The 14,174-nt window shown below is 67.2% G+C and carries 20 protein-coding genes; 8 read left to right on the top strand and 12 right to left on the bottom strand.

Annotated features, from left to right (window positions below; genetic code table 11):
* The first annotated feature begins 3 nt into the window (after positions 1-3).
* Positions 4-333, top strand: coding sequence for a Na+/H+ antiporter subunit G (locus tag METUNV1_RS06045; RefSeq protein ID WP_008059851.1), 330 nt, complete (start codon positions 4-6; stop codon positions 331-333).
* Positions 334-647: 314 nt separating this feature from the next.
* On the opposite strand, the gene METUNV1_RS06040 is transcribed toward METUNV1_RS06045, so the two are convergent.
* From METUNV1_RS06040 to METUNV1_RS06030, 3 genes are all read right to left on the bottom strand, one after another.
* The gene (locus METUNV1_RS06040) at positions 648-2,249 is read right to left on the bottom strand and encodes a peptide chain release factor 3 (protein WP_008059849.1); all 1,602 of its coding nucleotides are present in this window, start codon (positions 2,247-2,249) and stop codon (positions 648-650) included.
* A 61-nt stretch (positions 2,250-2,310) separates the two neighbouring features.
* Positions 2,311-3,483: a DUF2863 family protein gene (locus METUNV1_RS06035; RefSeq protein WP_008059848.1), complete on the bottom strand. Its 1,173-nt coding sequence runs from the start codon at positions 3,481-3,483 to the stop codon at positions 2,311-2,313.
* Between the two features lie 66 nt (positions 3,484-3,549).
* A complete protein-coding gene (locus METUNV1_RS06030) occupies positions 3,550-4,671 on the bottom strand; it encodes a substrate-binding domain-containing protein (protein ID WP_008059846.1) in 1,122 nt (373 codons plus the stop codon).
* A gap of 192 nt (positions 4,672-4,863) precedes the next feature.
* On the opposite strand from METUNV1_RS06030, the gene METUNV1_RS06025 reads away from it, so the two are divergent.
* The 5 genes from METUNV1_RS06025 to METUNV1_RS06005 are packed head-to-tail and all read left to right on the top strand — an operon-like array spanning position 4,864 to position 8,368.
* Positions 4,864-5,358 carry a hypothetical protein gene (locus tag METUNV1_RS06025; protein ID WP_232416246.1) on the top strand — a complete coding sequence of 165 codons (495 nt, stop codon included), beginning with the start codon at positions 4,864-4,866 and terminating at the stop codon, positions 5,356-5,358.
* Positions 5,355-6,059, top strand: coding sequence for an ABC transporter permease (locus METUNV1_RS06020; protein ID WP_008059842.1), 705 nt, complete (start codon positions 5,355-5,357; stop codon positions 6,057-6,059). The genes METUNV1_RS06025 and METUNV1_RS06020 overlap by 4 nt, the downstream gene beginning before the upstream one ends.
* A complete protein-coding gene (locus tag METUNV1_RS06015) occupies positions 6,052-6,759 on the top strand; it encodes an ATP-binding cassette domain-containing protein (protein WP_008059840.1) in 708 nt (235 codons plus the stop codon). Before METUNV1_RS06020 ends, METUNV1_RS06015 begins: the two co-directional genes overlap by 8 nt.
* Complete coding sequence (locus METUNV1_RS06010) at positions 6,750-7,580, top strand: ABC transporter substrate-binding protein (protein ID WP_008059838.1); 831 nt, start codon at positions 6,750-6,752, stop codon at positions 7,578-7,580. The genes METUNV1_RS06015 and METUNV1_RS06010 overlap by 10 nt, the downstream gene beginning before the upstream one ends.
* A gap of 2 nt (positions 7,581-7,582) precedes the next feature.
* Positions 7,583-8,368 (top strand): molybdate ABC transporter substrate-binding protein, encoded by a 786-nt coding sequence (locus tag METUNV1_RS06005; RefSeq protein WP_008059836.1) that lies wholly within the window; start codon positions 7,583-7,585, stop codon positions 8,366-8,368.
* 47 nt (positions 8,369-8,415) lie between these two features.
* Here METUNV1_RS06005 and hyi read toward each other — a convergent pair whose 3' ends face one another.
* Positions 8,416-9,186, bottom strand: a complete 771-nt coding sequence (gene hyi, locus METUNV1_RS06000) for a hydroxypyruvate isomerase (RefSeq protein ID WP_008059834.1) — start codon at positions 9,184-9,186, stop codon at positions 8,416-8,418.
* Between the two features lie 109 nt (positions 9,187-9,295).
* Between hyi and METUNV1_RS05995 the strand changes: the two genes are divergently transcribed.
* Both METUNV1_RS05995 and METUNV1_RS05990 read left to right on the top strand, forming a co-directional pair.
* Positions 9,296-10,054 (top strand): 2OG-Fe dioxygenase family protein, encoded by a 759-nt coding sequence (locus METUNV1_RS05995; RefSeq protein WP_008059831.1) that lies wholly within the window; start codon positions 9,296-9,298, stop codon positions 10,052-10,054.
* 10 nt (positions 10,055-10,064) lie between these two features.
* Entirely contained in the window at positions 10,065-10,439 is a 375-nt protein-coding gene (locus tag METUNV1_RS05990) for a YidH family protein (protein WP_008059830.1), read from the top strand.
* Between the two features lie 345 nt (positions 10,440-10,784).
* On the opposite strand, the gene METUNV1_RS05985 is transcribed toward METUNV1_RS05990, so the two are convergent.
* The 8 genes from METUNV1_RS05985 to METUNV1_RS05955 form a co-directional block, all read right to left on the bottom strand.
* Positions 10,785-11,567, bottom strand: coding sequence for a DUF4344 domain-containing metallopeptidase (locus METUNV1_RS05985; protein WP_008059828.1), 783 nt, complete (start codon positions 11,565-11,567; stop codon positions 10,785-10,787).
* 43 nt (positions 11,568-11,610) lie between these two features.
* Positions 11,611-12,321 (bottom strand): hypothetical protein, encoded by a 711-nt coding sequence (locus METUNV1_RS05980; protein WP_008059827.1) that lies wholly within the window; start codon positions 12,319-12,321, stop codon positions 11,611-11,613.
* A 68-nt stretch (positions 12,322-12,389) separates the two neighbouring features.
* Complete coding sequence (locus METUNV1_RS05975) at positions 12,390-12,560, bottom strand: hypothetical protein (protein WP_158005291.1); 171 nt, start codon at positions 12,558-12,560, stop codon at positions 12,390-12,392.
* Entirely contained in the window at positions 12,541-12,723 is a 183-nt protein-coding gene (locus METUNV1_RS05970) for a hypothetical protein (RefSeq protein ID WP_139026295.1), read from the bottom strand. The genes METUNV1_RS05975 and METUNV1_RS05970 overlap by 20 nt, the downstream gene beginning before the upstream one ends.
* Complete coding sequence (locus tag METUNV1_RS05965) at positions 12,720-13,091, bottom strand: hypothetical protein (RefSeq protein WP_008059821.1); 372 nt, start codon at positions 13,089-13,091, stop codon at positions 12,720-12,722. The genes METUNV1_RS05970 and METUNV1_RS05965 overlap by 4 nt, the downstream gene beginning before the upstream one ends.
* A 7-nt stretch (positions 13,092-13,098) precedes the next feature.
* The gene (locus METUNV1_RS20085; protein ID WP_008059820.1) at positions 13,099-13,221 is read right to left on the bottom strand and encodes a hypothetical protein; all 123 of its coding nucleotides are present in this window, start codon (positions 13,219-13,221) and stop codon (positions 13,099-13,101) included.
* Positions 13,218-13,961, bottom strand: coding sequence for a lysozyme (locus tag METUNV1_RS05960; protein WP_008059818.1), 744 nt, complete (start codon positions 13,959-13,961; stop codon positions 13,218-13,220). The genes METUNV1_RS20085 and METUNV1_RS05960 overlap by 4 nt, the downstream gene beginning before the upstream one ends.
* Positions 13,958-14,170 (bottom strand): hypothetical protein, encoded by a 213-nt coding sequence (locus tag METUNV1_RS05955; RefSeq protein WP_008059816.1) that lies wholly within the window; start codon positions 14,168-14,170, stop codon positions 13,958-13,960. The genes METUNV1_RS05960 and METUNV1_RS05955 overlap by 4 nt, the downstream gene beginning before the upstream one ends.
* Positions 14,171-14,174: the final 4 nt, after the last annotated feature.

Genomic DNA, 14,174 nt, shown 5'->3' with positions numbered 1-14,174 from the left:
GCGATGACTGAACTGAATCCGTGGATCGACGGGCTGGTGGCGCTGCTTCTGCTGATCGGCGCCTTCTTCCTGCTGGTGGGCGCGCTCGGCATGCTGCGCTTCCGCGACTTCTTCCAGCGCCTGCACGCACCGACCAAGGCCAGCACGCTGGGCGTGGGCGGCGTGCTGATCGCCAGCATGCTGTACAGCGCCGCCACCGGCCGTCTGGCCATCCATGAACTGCTGATCACGCTGTTCATCTTCATCACCGCACCGGTGTCGGCCAACCTGCTGGCCAAGGCCGCGCTGCACCTGAAACTGCCGTCGAAGGCGGGGCATCCGGAGCGGGACTGAAGGCCGCTGCCTGCAGCATGAGCCCCAGTGACCTGTGCAGATTCCGTGGGAGCGGCGCCTAGCCGCGATCGCGGCGGTTGTTCAGGAGACGGTGCTGGGCGCAGGCCGTATCGCGGCGGGGGCGCCGCTCCCACAAAGACTTTCAGCGACCAGTGCGGATGCCGTGGGAGCGGCGCCTCGCCGCGATTGCGGCGGTTGTCCAGGAGACGGTGTCGAGCACAGGCCCCTTCGCGGCGGGGGCGCCGCTCCCACAACGGCGTGCCGCGACCTGTGCAGATTCCTGTGGGCGCGGCGCCTTCGCCGCGATTGCGGCGTCAGTGGCTGGCGAACATCAGCCCCGCGTGTTCGCGCATGGCGTGGAACTTGATCTTTTCCCACTTCTCTTCGGCCACCTTCAGCTCGGCACGCATGGTGGCGAGGAAGGCGGGGGCGTTCACCGCGTCGTAGGCGATCCGGTGGGCGTTGGCGTCAATGAAGCGCTTCAGTTCGCGTTCGTCGTCGCAGGTGACCCAGCGCGCCATCGTGTAACGGGTGCCTTCCAGCCGGGCGTCGCAGCCGTATTCGGTCTTCAGGCGGTGGATCACCACCTCGAACTGCAGCTGGCCGACCGCGCCCAGCAGCAGCGTGCCGCCGGCCAGCGGACGGAATACCTGGATGGCACCTTCTTCACCCAATTGCTCAAGACCTGCACGCAACTGTTTGGTTTTCAAGGGATCTCGAACTTCCACGCCCTGGAACAGCTCCGGCGCGAAGAAGGGCAGGCCGGTGAACTGCAGGGTTTCGCCTTCGGTCAGCGTGTCGCCCAGCTGCAGCGTGCCGTGGTTGGGGATGCCGATGATGTCGCCGGCGTAGGCCTCTTCCAGCAGCTCGCGCCGCTGCGACAGGAAGGTGACCACGTTGTTTGGCCGGATGTCCTTGCCGTTGCGGCTCACCTTCATCCGCATGCCGCGCTCGAAGTGGCCGGAACACACGCGCAGGAAGGCGACGCGGTCGCGGTGCGAAGGGTCCATATTGGCCTGGATCTTGAACACCACGCCGGAGAACTTCGGTTCGGTCGGTTCGACCCGGCGCTGGATGGCCGGGCGGCCGCCCGGCGGCGGGGCGAGGTCGACCAGCGCGTCCAGCACTTCCTTGACGCCGAAGTTGTTGATGGCCGAACCGAAGAACACCGGGGTCTGCCGGCCGGCGAGGAATTCGGCTTCGTCGAAGGGCGGGGCGGCATCGCGCACCAGGTCGATCTCGGCGTGCGCGGTTTCGAACTGCATCGGGTAGCGGCCGGCGATTTCCGGGTTGTCCAGCCCCTGCAGCACTTCCTCGTCGCCGGAAATGCGGTCCTCGCCCGCGCGGAACACGCGCATGCGGTCCTCCCGCAGTTCATAGACACCGGCGAAATCCTTGCCCATGCCCAGCGGCCAGGTGAAGGGCGCGACGTCCATGCCCAGCGTGCGTTCGAGTTCGTCGATCAGGTCGAGCGGCGCGCGCACCTCGCGGTCCATCTTGTTGATGAAGGTGATGATGGGCGTGTTGCGCGCACGGCAGACCTCGAGCAGTCGCAGCGTCTGCGCTTCGACACCGTTGGCGGCGTCGATCACCATCAGCGCGGCGTCGACCGCGGTCAGCACCCGGTAGGTGTCTTCCGAAAAGTCCTTGTGGCCCGGCGTGTCCAGCAGGTTCACGACGCAGTCGCGGTACTCCATCTGCATCACCGAGCTGGCGACCGAAATGCCGCGCTGCTTCTCGATTTCCATCCAGTCCGAGGTGGCGTGACGTGCGGCCTTGCGCGCCTTCACGCTGCCGGCGATCTGGATCGCGCCTGCGAACAGCAGCAGCTTTTCGGTCAGCGTGGTCTTGCCCGCGTCCGGGTGGGAGATGATGGCAAAGGTGCGCCGGCGGGCGACTTCTTGTTCAAGCGACATGGCGATCTTCGGCAAATGAAAACGGCCGCGCGAGGCGCGGCCGCGGAAACAGGGTCAGGTGTCAGTGCAGGTGGGCGGGCGGCTGGTCGCCGGTTTCCGGCAGTTCGGCATGCACCGGCTGGCCTTCCGGGTCCGGGTACATCGGCGCGCCGCAGTCGTCGCAGTACTCCATCGGCATGCGGTGGTCCAGCACCAGGATGTCGGTCACGCCGCACTCGCGCAATACCGCCTCGATGTCGCCCACGGTGTCGGTCTCTTCGTCCTCGGCGCCGAGCAGCGCCCACACCAGGCCGTGCACCACCTGGTTCGAGCCGCTGGTGGTGAAGGCGACGCGGTATTCCTCGAGCTGCTGGTCGTGGAAGGGCGCGATGATGGCACGCAGGCCACTGGCCGGCACCGCCAGCGTCTGTTCCAGGAAGGCGACCGACGCGCGCAGCGAATAGGCGCGCGACGCGCGGTCGGCTTCGCGGCAGGCCGAGTGGTAGGCATTCGGCGGCAGCAGTTCGAAGGCGCAGCCCGGCAGCAGCGTGGCCATGACCGCGCCGCCCTGGGCCTGCCACTGCTTGAGCACGTGCTCGCGCGAGCCGTCGTCTTCCTGCCAGCGGAACAGCGCCTGACCGCGCGGCGCCATTGCGATGCCGATCAGGTAGCGGGTGTCGGACAGGAAGGTGGTGGTCTGCGCCATCGCGTCGGATTCCAGCTTCAAGTCCTGGCCGGCGCGCACCACCTCGCCGAGGTCGTCGGCCAGATCGCGGGTTTCGACATAGCCGCGCGGCAGCTGGTCCGGGCTGAACAGATAGTCGGCAAGCGCCACCTTGACCCGTGCGCCGAAGGCGTGGGCGCTCAGCTGCACTTTCAGGCTGGCCAGCGTGGCAGCCGGAATCGGGCCGGCCGGAATGGAAAAGCGCGACCAGGCGAGCAGCGGTGCGGCGAACACCACCGCGTCCCAGTCCTTGCCGGCCTCGCCGGCCACGCCGCATTCGGCGCCGGCTTCGATGAAATCGGCCAGTTCGTCGTAGGCGGGCGCGTCCTCGCGCCACAGGTGGTCGAGCGCGGCGTTCAGCGCATCCTCGTTGCGGTCGGCCAGCAGCCGGCTCACCTGTTCGGTGAGCCGCACTTCCCAGTAGCGGTCTTCGATGCGGCTGGCGGACAGCGCCAGTCCGGCGGCCAGCCGGGTGAGCAGCGCGGCGTCCTGCGTGAGGCCGCCGCGGCGGGCAAATCGGGTGCGTTTCATGTAGGGGTCCGGTAACTGAGGCGCGATTTTAGCAAGCCGCGCCGCCGGCCGCGGCAGAGTTGCCGGTCATCGGGCGGGGATCCGGGCGGAAGGCGGGCCGAACAGCAGCGTTTCGGCGCCGGTCATATCGTATTCCTCGCCGGCTTCATCCAGCGCGTAGCCGCTCAGTTCGCGGCCGCGGGCGCGCCAGTGCGGATCGCGCAGCAGCGCCGACAGCGCGTGCGCGGTGTCGCGGCCGGCGGCGCTGTCGCGCAGCGCGAGGAAATACATTTCCTCGAACAGCGGGATGAAATCGAGATCGAGCCGGCGCGCGAACGCCTCCAGCCCGAGGCCGGCGTCGGCTTCGTCGCTGGCGATCAGCGCAGCGACCGCGGCGTGGGTGTGCTCTTCGTCGCCGTCGTTCAGCGCCCGCGTGTCCAGCCCGGCCCGGCGCGCCAGCAGATCGAAGGCCAGCCGGGTGCCGGCGCCCGGCTGGCGGTGTACGAAGCGCAGGTCCTTGCGCGTCAGGTCGGCCAGACCGCTCACCTTCTTAGGATTGCCGCGCGCCAGGATGAGACCCTGGGTGCGGCGCGCGAAACCGATCAGCCGCAGTTTCGGCAGACCCGGCTGGGCACGGTAGAGCGACCAGATGTCGCGCCCCAGATCGCCGACCGGGCAGTGAAAACCGGCGATGTCGCAGCGGCGGGCGGCCAGCGCGAGCAGCGATTCCAGACTGCCGTGGGTGCTCAGCGTGACCGCGGCGCCATCGGCGCGGGCGCTGCGCAGCTGGCGGATCAGTTCGTTCAGCAGCGGTTCGTGGCTGGCGGCGAAGCGCAGCGCCGCGCTGTCGTGTTCGGCCGGCTTCAGCGACAGCACACGCATCGGTTCGCTGGCGTGCTCCAGCGCGCGCGACAGCGAGCGGCGGGCACCGCGGTCGATCTCCAGCAGCTGGCGGGCAAAGGGCTCAAGCGACGAGCCGTGCGCGCGCGCGGTGACGATCAGAGGCTGGCCGAACCAGGCCTGCCAGGCGTTGATCAGGCCCCAGGCGTTGCGGTAGGACAGCCCGGTTTCACGCGCCGCGCCGGCGATTGAACCCGAGCTGTCGATGGCGGCCAGCAGCGCGATCAGCCGGCCGATGCTGGCGGGCGCCTCGGCGCCGAAATCCCACTCGACCCGGAGCGTCGGCAGGTTTTGTGCAGAATCGGACATATAGGACGCAAAGCGTCGTTGAGATAGCGTCGCGCATCTTATGTGTTTTCCGATGCCGATTCATGAATTCGCCTGTTCCGGGAACGCCCGGTCCGGCGCCGCGCTCAGGGCCGGCGCGCCTTTCGCAGCGTTTGCGGCAGGGTGAGGAATAGGATGCGATCTTCAGGACTTGCGCTCGCGGGTCTGCTTGCGGTGAGCGCTCTGTTACCGCTTCAGGGACGGGCCACCGACAACGACGCGGCCTGTGCCGATGCGCCGGCGGTCACCGCTGCGCTGGCACGCGCGTGGACGATGCCCGCCGACATGCTGGAGGCCGGCCGCAGCGCCGCTGCCGCACCGGCGATACGGCCCGGGCAGCGCGCAGACGCACGACTGGACGACGAAACGCGGGTGACGCTGCAGGCGCCGGGCCGTCGCACTGCCGGTCAGGCCGGCATTTTCGTGCTGGGCGTGCCGGCCAGCGGCCTGTACCGCGTCATGAGCAGCGCACGCGCCTGGATCGAAATCGTGGCGCCGGACGGCCGGCCGCTGCCGGTGTTCATGCGGCCGCTGCGCTGCCTGCGCGGCGAGGGCGTGCAGAAGGAACTGATCTACCGGCTTGAGGCGGGTGTGGCTTACCGGCTGGAAATCAGCGCGGTCGCCGAAGCGCAGGTCGGGCTCATGGTGATCGCGGAGCCCGCGCCATGAGTACGATCACCGAAAGCTTCCTCACCGCCGGCCAGCTCATCGCCGAAGCCGACGGCAAGCTGCTGTCCATCGTCGGGCTCAGCCTGCAGGTGAGCCTGACCGCCGTCTTCCTGGCCGCCTGCCTGGGCCTGCCGATCGGCGCCGCCGTCGCGGTCGGCCGCTTTCCCGGACGCAAGCCGCTGACCGTCATCCTGAACGGCATGATGGGCCTGCCGCCGGTGGTAATCGGTCTGCTGGTCTATCTGCTGCTGTCGCGCGCCGGTCCGCTCGGCCCGCTCGGCCTGCTGTTCACGCCGACCGCCATGGTGATCGCGCAGGTGGTGCTCATCACCCCCATCATCGCCGCGCTGTCGCGCCAGATCGTGGCCGACGCCTGGCGCGATTACGAAGAACAGCTGCGTTCGCTCGGCGCTTCGACGCCGCGGGCAGCGCTCACGCTGCTGGTGGATACCCGCTTTTCCCTCAGCACCGCGGTGCTGGCCGGCCTCGGCCGGGCGGTGGCCGAAGTGGGCGCGGTCATGATCGTCGGCGGCAACATCGACGGCGTCACCCGGGTGATGACCACCAGCATCGCGCTCGAAACCAGCAAGGGCGACCTGCCGCTGGCGCTGGCGCTGGGCTTCATCCTCATTTCCATCGTGCTGATACTGAATGCGCTGGCGCACGCGCTGCGTGAATGGGCGGCAAGAAGACATGGCTGAGCCGCTGATCACCCTGGAATCGCTGCGCTACGAAGCGGGCGAACGCACGCTGATCCACGACGTGTCGCTGCGGCTGGATGCCGGCCGCCGTACCGTGGTGCTCGGCCCGAACGGCGCCGGCAAGAGCGTGCTGATGCGACTGATGCACGGCCTGATCGAACCGACCGCCGGCCGCATCGTATGGAACGGCGGCGGCGCGCGTCCGCCGCAGGCCATGGTGTTCCAGCGCCCGGTCATGCTCCGCCGCAGCGTGCTCGATAACGTGAGCTATGCGCTCTACCTGGCCGGCGTGCCGGCTGCCGAACGCCGAGCGCGCGCCGAAGCGGTGCTGGAGCGGGTCGGCCTGTCGCCGCTCGCGCACCGGCCGGCGCGGGTGCTGTCCGGCGGCGAGCAGCAGCGGGTGGCGCTGGCGCGCGCCTGGGCGCTGCGCCCGCGCGTGCTGTTCCTCGACGAGCCCACCGCCAGCCTGGACCCGGGCGCGTCGGCCGAGGTCGAGCGCCTGATCCGCGTCATCGCCGACGACGGCTGTTCCATCGTCATGGTCACCCATCACCTCGGTCAGGCGCGTCGCCTGGCCGATGACATCGTTTTCGTCGACGCCGGCCGCATCACCGAACACACGCCGGTCGCCGATTTCTTTGCCGCACCGCGCTCGGAGCAAGCCGGGCATTACCTCAGAGGAGAACTTTCATGGACCTGATCCGCCGCTCGTTCATCGCCGGCGCAGCTGCCGCTGCCCTGGCACTCGCCGCACCGTTCGCCACCGCGGCCGACCGTTTCATCACCGTGTCGTCGACCACCTCGACCGAACAGTCCGGCCTGTTCAAGCATCTGCTGCCGGTGTTCCAGGCCAGGACCGGCATCGAGGTGCGCGTGGTCGCGCTGGGCACCGGTCAGGCGCTGGACATGGCGCGTCGCGGCGACGCCGACGTGGTGTTCGTGCACGACAAGGCGGCGGAAGAGAAATTCATCGCCGAAGGCTTCGGCGTGAAGCGCCAGGAAGTGATGTACAACGACTTCATCCTGGTCGGCCCGAAGAGTGATCCGGCCAAGGTCGCCGGTGGCAAGGACATCACCGAAGCGCTGAAGGCGGTGCAGACCGCCCAGGCGCCCTTCGTGTCGCGTGGCGACAAGAGCGGCACCCACGCGGCCGAACTGCGGCTGTGGAAGGCGGCCGGCATCGACCTCGATGCGGTCAAGGGCGCCTGGTACCGCGACACCGGCTCCGGCATGGGCCCGGCGCTGAATACCGCGGCGTCGATGAACGCCTACATCCTGGCCGACCGTGGCACCTGGCTGTCGTTCAAGAACCGCGCTGACCTGACGGTGGTGGTCGAAGGCGACAAGCGCCTGTTCAACCAGTACGGCGTCATCCTGGTGAACCCGGAAAAGCACCCGCACGTGAAGAAGGCCGACGGTCAGGCCTTCATCGACTGGGTGGTGTCGGCCGAAGGCCAGAAGGCGATCGCCGACTACAAGATCGACGGTCAGCAGCTGTTCTTCCCGAACGCGGCCAAGTGAGCATGCGCGCACTGATCGTGGCGGTCTGCACCTCGCTGCTGTCCGGTGCCGCGCTGGCCGACGGCGCGTCGGTGCACGCGGCGGGCAGCCTGAAGGCGGTGTTCACCCAGCTCGGCAAGCTGTACGCGGAGCAGGGCGGGGCCGCGCCCCGCTTCGAATTCGGACCGAGCGGCGTGCTGCGGGACAAGATTGCCGGCGGCGCGAAAGCGGACCTGTTCGCGTCCGCCAACATGTCGCACCCGCAGACCTTCGTGGACGCAGGCAAGGCGGCGAAGGTCGAGCGCTTCGCGCGCAACGAACTGTGCCTGCTGGTGCGGCCGGGGCTGGCGGTGACGCCGGGCAATGCGCTCGATCACATGCTGCGCCGTGATCTGAAACTGGGCATGTCGACGCCGAAGGCCGACCCGTCCGGCGACTACGCGGTACAGATGTTCGAACGGGCGGACGCGCTGCGTCCGGGCGCCGGCCGTGCGCTGCTGGCGCGTGGCCGTACGCTGACCGGTGCCGCCGATTCGCCGAAACCGCCGGGCGGGCGCAATGCCTACGCCTGGGTGGTGGACAGCGGTCAGGCCGACCTTTTCGTCACCTACTGCACCAATGTGCGGTTGGCAAAACAGGAGGTGCCGGCGCTGCAGGAAGTGGCGCTGCCGCCGGAACTGTCGGTCGGCGCCGACTACGGCCTGGTGGTGCTGTCCGGTGCCGGCAGCGAGGGCGAGCGTTTCGCCCGCTTCCTGCTGTCAGCGCCAGCGCGCGCGGTGCTCGCCGCCGACGGCTTCGCGCTGCCCTGATCCGGCTTGCGCGGCGTGCCCTTCGGGGTACGCCGCGGCCCGCCGCATCAGCGTGGCAGCCAGCCCAGACCGGCCACGGTGTCGCCCGCCGGCAGGTATTCGGCGCTGACCCAGCCGTCGTAGCCGATGCGGTCCAGCCAGTCGAACAGGAAGGGGAAGTTGATCTCGCCGCTGCCCGGTTCGTGCCGGCCCGGATTGTCCGCGATCTGCACATGACCGATGCGCGGCAGTTCGCGCTCAAGCGTGCGGGCGAGGTCGCCTTCGGTGATCTGCATGTGATAGACGTCGTACTGCAGTTTCACGTTGGGCTCGCCGACGCGCTCGATCAGCGCCAGCGTTTCGGCCGAACGGTTCAGCAGGAAGCCGGGCATGTCGCGCGGATTGATCGGTTCGACCAGCAGCGTGATGCCTTCCTTCGCCAGTGCGCGCGCGGCGAAGCGCAGATTGCGTTCCATCACCGACAGCAGTTCGCTGCGGTCCGCATCCGCCGGCGCCAGTCCGGCCAGACAGTTGATGCGGCGGCAATCCAGCGCCTTCGCGTAGCGGATCGCAGTGCCGACGCCGTGCTCGAATTCGTCGATGCGGTCGGGCAGGCAGCCGATGCCGCGCTCGCCGGCGGACCAGTCGCCGGCGGGCAGATTGAACAGCACCTGTTCCTGCGCGTTGCGACGCAGCGCGTCGGCCAGTACCTCCGCCGGTTCGGCGTACGGAAAGTGGCACTCGACGCCGCGGAAGCCGGCGCGGGCGGCCGCATCCCAGCGCTCGGCGAATGGATGTTCGGTAAACAGCAGTGACAGGTTGGCGCAGAAGCGGGGCATGTGACGGTTTCTCCGGCGGGGCATCGATTCTAAATGGCCGGAGCGCGTGCGCAGTGAGGGGCAGGGGAGTATCGTCCGTGCTTCAGTCGTTTTCACCGCCGTGTCCCCGATGTCCGCCGCTTCAAATTCCGGAACTTTCGCCCGTGCGCTGGCCGAACAGGTCGCTGCCCACGATTTCTGCTTTCTTCCGTCCGCACAGCTGCGCGATGCGCTGAGCAGCCTGCGTTCGGGCTGGCGTACCGACTGGGACGTATTCGCGGCAAGCTGGGGGGATCTGGTCACCGATACCTATATGGCGGACGGCGGTCGCTACCGCCGGCGCCGCTATGCGGTACTGAGCGCCCCGGCGGAGGGCCTGCGCATCCAGCTCGAACCGCACCAGCCGCACTATCAGAGCCTGGACTACAACACGCTGAATGGCGGCATCGAGCGTCATTTCGAGCCGATACGGCCACAGGTGCTGGCCGGCCCGACGCTGCAGACGGTGGCACAGTTCGGGCTTTCGGTGTTCCAGCGCCTGCATCCGGATCAGGCGGCGCACATCGAGGTGCACCAGTTCCGCATCGAGGCGCGCGCGGACGGCGAGGGCAAGCCGACGCCCGAGGGCGTGCACCGCGATGGCGTGGATTTCGTGCTGGTCATGATGGTTCGACGGGAAAACGTCGAAAGCGGCACCACCGAAATCTTTTCGCCGGAAGGACAGCGGCTGGACAGCTTCACGCTGACCGCGCCCTGCGACGCGGCGCTGGTGAATGACCAGCGCGCGCTGCACGGCGTGACGCCCATCCATCCGCTGGATCCGGCCAAACCGGCGTGGCGCGACGTGCTGGTGGTGACCTACCGCCGGCGGCCGACCGCCCAAAGCTGAAGACGTCCGCGTGTCCGACCTGAACGATCCGCGCGTCTTTTTCGCGGCCGAGCGCACCTTGCTCGCCTGGACCCGCACGGCGCTCGCGCTGATGGCCTTCGGCTTCGCGATCGAACGCTTCGCGCTGTTCGTGGCGATGATGCACAACCCGCAGACCGTCGCCGCCCAGGTCGGGCACGGATCGTCGTTCTGGATAGGCGTGGCATTGATCGCGCTCGGGTCGCTGGCCGTGGTGCTGGCGGTCGTGCAGTACCGGCGGGTGCTGGCGACCCTGAAGCCGGTGGAGATACCCGACGGCTACATGGCCGGGCTGGCGTCCTGGACTTCGCTCGCTGTCGGCGTGATCGGCATTGCGCTGATCGTGCAGCTGTTCTCTTCGCGCTGATCGGGTGAGTGTGCGCCGGATATCAACCGAAGAAGCAGAAGCAGAAAATGAAAATCCAGCAGGGCCAGTAGTTTGGCGAAAAGATCTCGCACATCACTTCAACCTTCCTCAACTTCTGAAAACAGTAATTTTCAGAACTTGGAGGTTTACCGCGTCGCGCTGCCTTCCGGCATGGTTTTCTCGTTTTCGGAGGGTTCTGCAGAGTGCGTTTCAGGGCGGTTTTGCTGCACATGCACTGACCTGACCCGCTGCGGGTGCACACCCGCTTGAGACACAGAAGGCCCGGCGACCAAAGCGGTCGACCGGGCCTTCTGCTTTTTGCACTCTATCAGCGCGCAGCGGATTTCACCACGGTGCGGCGCGGGCCGGCTTCAGCACGCGGCCCAGCAGCCGCGGAACGGCTGCATCGATCGCCGCCCATTCTTCGGCGCAGCTGGCGCGTCGGGCGTCCGGCAGGCGCACCATGTCGGGCAGTTCTCGATAACGCACAGGGTCGGCACCGAAGGCCCAACACGCGACGTTCATCAGCCGCTGCGCGTCCAGGCTGTGCGGCCCGCCCATCGCTTCATAGTCGGTTCTGGTCTGCGGATTCAGGAACACCAGCATGCCGCCGGTGATCGGCTCATTGACGCCCGCCGGTGGCCGGCGGATGGCGATCCACGTCGCCAGCTGGTCGGCGACGTCCTCACGGCGGCCAAGGGTCGGCAGATCGGCAACTTGGTGCACGGCGTGCCCCACTTCGTGCAGCAGGATGAACCACAGCGCACCGTCGAGCATTTCAGTTGCCGTCCGCGTCGAGGCACCGACCGACGACGAAAGCCACGTCACCCGCTTGTGAATGGCGTCCTGCATCTCGTAACAGAAGACGACGGCACGCTGACGCGGCGAAAAGAAGGCGTTCTCCATGCCGCAGGCCTGGAACTGGATCAGGACCGGCGCCGGCAGCTGCAGGACGCTGTTCAGGTGATCGGCGATGCGCTGGGGAATCTGGCCGCGGGCCAGTGACAGCGCGATCCGCTGGTGTGCCGGATCGGGGGGTGCTGCCTGGAAATTGCCGACGAAGCCGGCGGCGGGAGCCTGGCCGGCGGCGATGGCCAGCGCAACGGCAACGAGGAACAGACGGAACATCGGGATACCTCCCCAGCAGGACGCCGGGGAGGATAACGCGCGGTCAGCTGTGCGGGTATGCGGCGATGATCACCGACGACGATGCTCCCAGGGCATTTGCTGCATCCGCATTTACCGCATAGACCATGACGTAACGCCCGGTCGGCCGCACATGCGTTTGATTCGTTCCGTTGGCGGATGCCATATTCGAGAACGTGGAGCCCCAGTTTGAACCGAACGCGTGCTGCAATCGACGGATTGACGACGTAGAGGCATTCGGTCCGCTGTAGATCTGTACCGCGTTCAGGCCGGATGATGGCGCCTGAGGGAAAACGCTGACGCTGACAACTCCATATCGGTCCCAGTGCGGCCCGAGATCGAAAATTACCGTCACCCCTGCGGACGGCGCCAAGTTCGCGATATCGCCCGACACCCATCCAGGCATTGCATCGCCGGCGACAACGGGATTCGTTCCGGACGCAGCCGTGATAGTGGGCAGTCCGCTTTCCATATCGGCGACGCCAGTTCGCACCATCGATACGAGAAACGAAACGGTTTGCGGTCCCGGAGAGATGATGCGAACGCGCGTGAAGGGATCGTCTTCGAAGTCTGCCCAGAAGCCGGCGGTGATCGATTCCAGCAGTTCGGCCTGCTTTCCTGCACGCTGCAGGGAGACAGTCACCGGCGCCACGGATTCCAGCAGCGTGAAGAACCGGCCCGGGTGGTCCAGTTCGACCGGCACGCCGGCTTGCATCTGGAGGCTGTATCGCTTCATCGGTCAGCCCTTCTTACGGCGGCGAAACTGGCCGTTGCTCTTGCGAGGCGGCAGGCGTTTCTTCTTCGTCATCGCGATCCCCTTTCGTAGAGTTGATCAAGTCGGGCATGAGCCCGCGTTACCGAAGCTTCGTTGGCTTCGATCCTCACCAGCATGTTCTGCAGGTCTGCACGGATGCCGCCGTACAGCGCGCCGCCGCAGACCAGCAGCGTTGCGATTTCACGGACGATGCTGGGCATTGCTTTGGTTCTCCGGCATGAACACGGCGACCAGGCCGGCGAGGCCGCCGACCGCGTTGGCGACGGCTTGCGCCTCTTCGACGCTGGCACCGAACAGCACGGCGAGGCCGGCGAGGCCCGCCCAGGTGCTGGGCTCTTTCAGGCGTTGGGTGGTCTTTTTCATTTGAACCAAGCTCCGAAGGCGTCGTTCTGCAGCTGTTCGAACGACTGTTGACCGAGGTCGACCGGCGACGGGTTCGGATTCGTCGCGGCCGGCGTTTCTTCCAGATCGTCAGGGTTCAGCGCGTCGTAGAGCCAATAGCCCCAGGACTGGAAGTCATCGCCGAAGATGGCCCGGCCGACCGCGTTGCTGCCGCGATAGAAGATGTTGTTGTGCGACACCGGGTTGATTGATTCGCCGAATGCGGACACTGCTTCCACGGCCTTGGCGCCGTTGCGCACGGCCACGAACAGCACGCCCAGCACGATCACGCCGCCGATGAAATACAGCTGTTCGGTCGAAACCTTGGGAATGGGAAGGGAGCTGCTCATTGGCGCCTCACGGGTAGGTGTAGCTGTACGGGTCGGCGTTGGCCGACTGCTGCGCGGCGGCGGCGCCCTGCCCTGCCCGGTACAGCAGGAACAGCGCGGCCGCGACGATCAAGAGGTGTTCGGTTTTCATGAGTAGTAGCCCCCGGCGGTGCCGCTGAACATGGCGACTTCAGCCTGTCGGCGGTTCAGCAAGCCGGCGGACTGGACCTTCTGCCCGCCCTTGGTCACATAGACCCAGCGCGTGAATTCCTGCGCGACGGTCGGATCACCCGCATTCAGCTTCCGCAGCAGCGTGGAGCGGCGGAACGCACCGGTGCCGACGTTGAAGACGAACGACACCAGTGCGTCGAACTGGTACTGCGACAGGCCGACGCGCACCAGAGAATTCACGGCGTCTTCGGCGCGGCCGACGTCCTTGGCTAGCAGCGAGGACGCCTCCTGTTCCGTCAGGCTGCTGAATTCCTCGCCGGCCTCGATCTTGTGGCCGTAGCCAATGGTCCAGATGCCCGCCTGATCCTTGTAGGGCACCGACACGAACTTTTCGTGTTCCTTGATCGCGTTCAAACCTGCCAGTGATAAGAACATGCGGCCCCCCGTGAAACCAGACAGTGCGGTGCCGGCGCTGTAGAGCACCGGCATGAAGTAGTTCTCCACCAGCCCTTCGTCCACGTAGCCGTCCGGGTCGGTCGGCGTGACGGTGGAATCCCACTCCGACGTATCGGTGTAGGGGTTGGTGAACCAGAAGCCGAGGTAGTCATCGGACGTGGTGCCGGTCACGGCCGGCGCGCCGGTGGTGGCCGGCCGGCGGGCGAACCACCAGGCGGCACCGATGCCGGCGGCGATCACGACCAGAGCGGCGGCGCGGCTCATTCCGTCACCGACAGCTGCAGCGTGCTGCACACGCGGCGCAGTTCAGCGCCACTCAGGGCGGCCACTTCCGGCAGCTGTTCGCGCAGCTGGGCGAACGTGAAGACCTTCGTTTCACGGTTCGCCTGCAGATGCGCCTTCAGCATGTCGCGCGCGGTGGCCACCTTCTGCGCGCTGGCGTTCTGGAAGAACGGGTTGGTGATACTCGGCATTGCG

It is taken from the genome of Methyloversatilis universalis FAM5 (genome assembly GCF_000214035.2).
GTDB lineage: Bacteria > Pseudomonadota > Gammaproteobacteria > Burkholderiales > Rhodocyclaceae > Methyloversatilis > Methyloversatilis universalis.
This window is presented reverse-complemented; position numbering and strand designations above follow the sequence as displayed.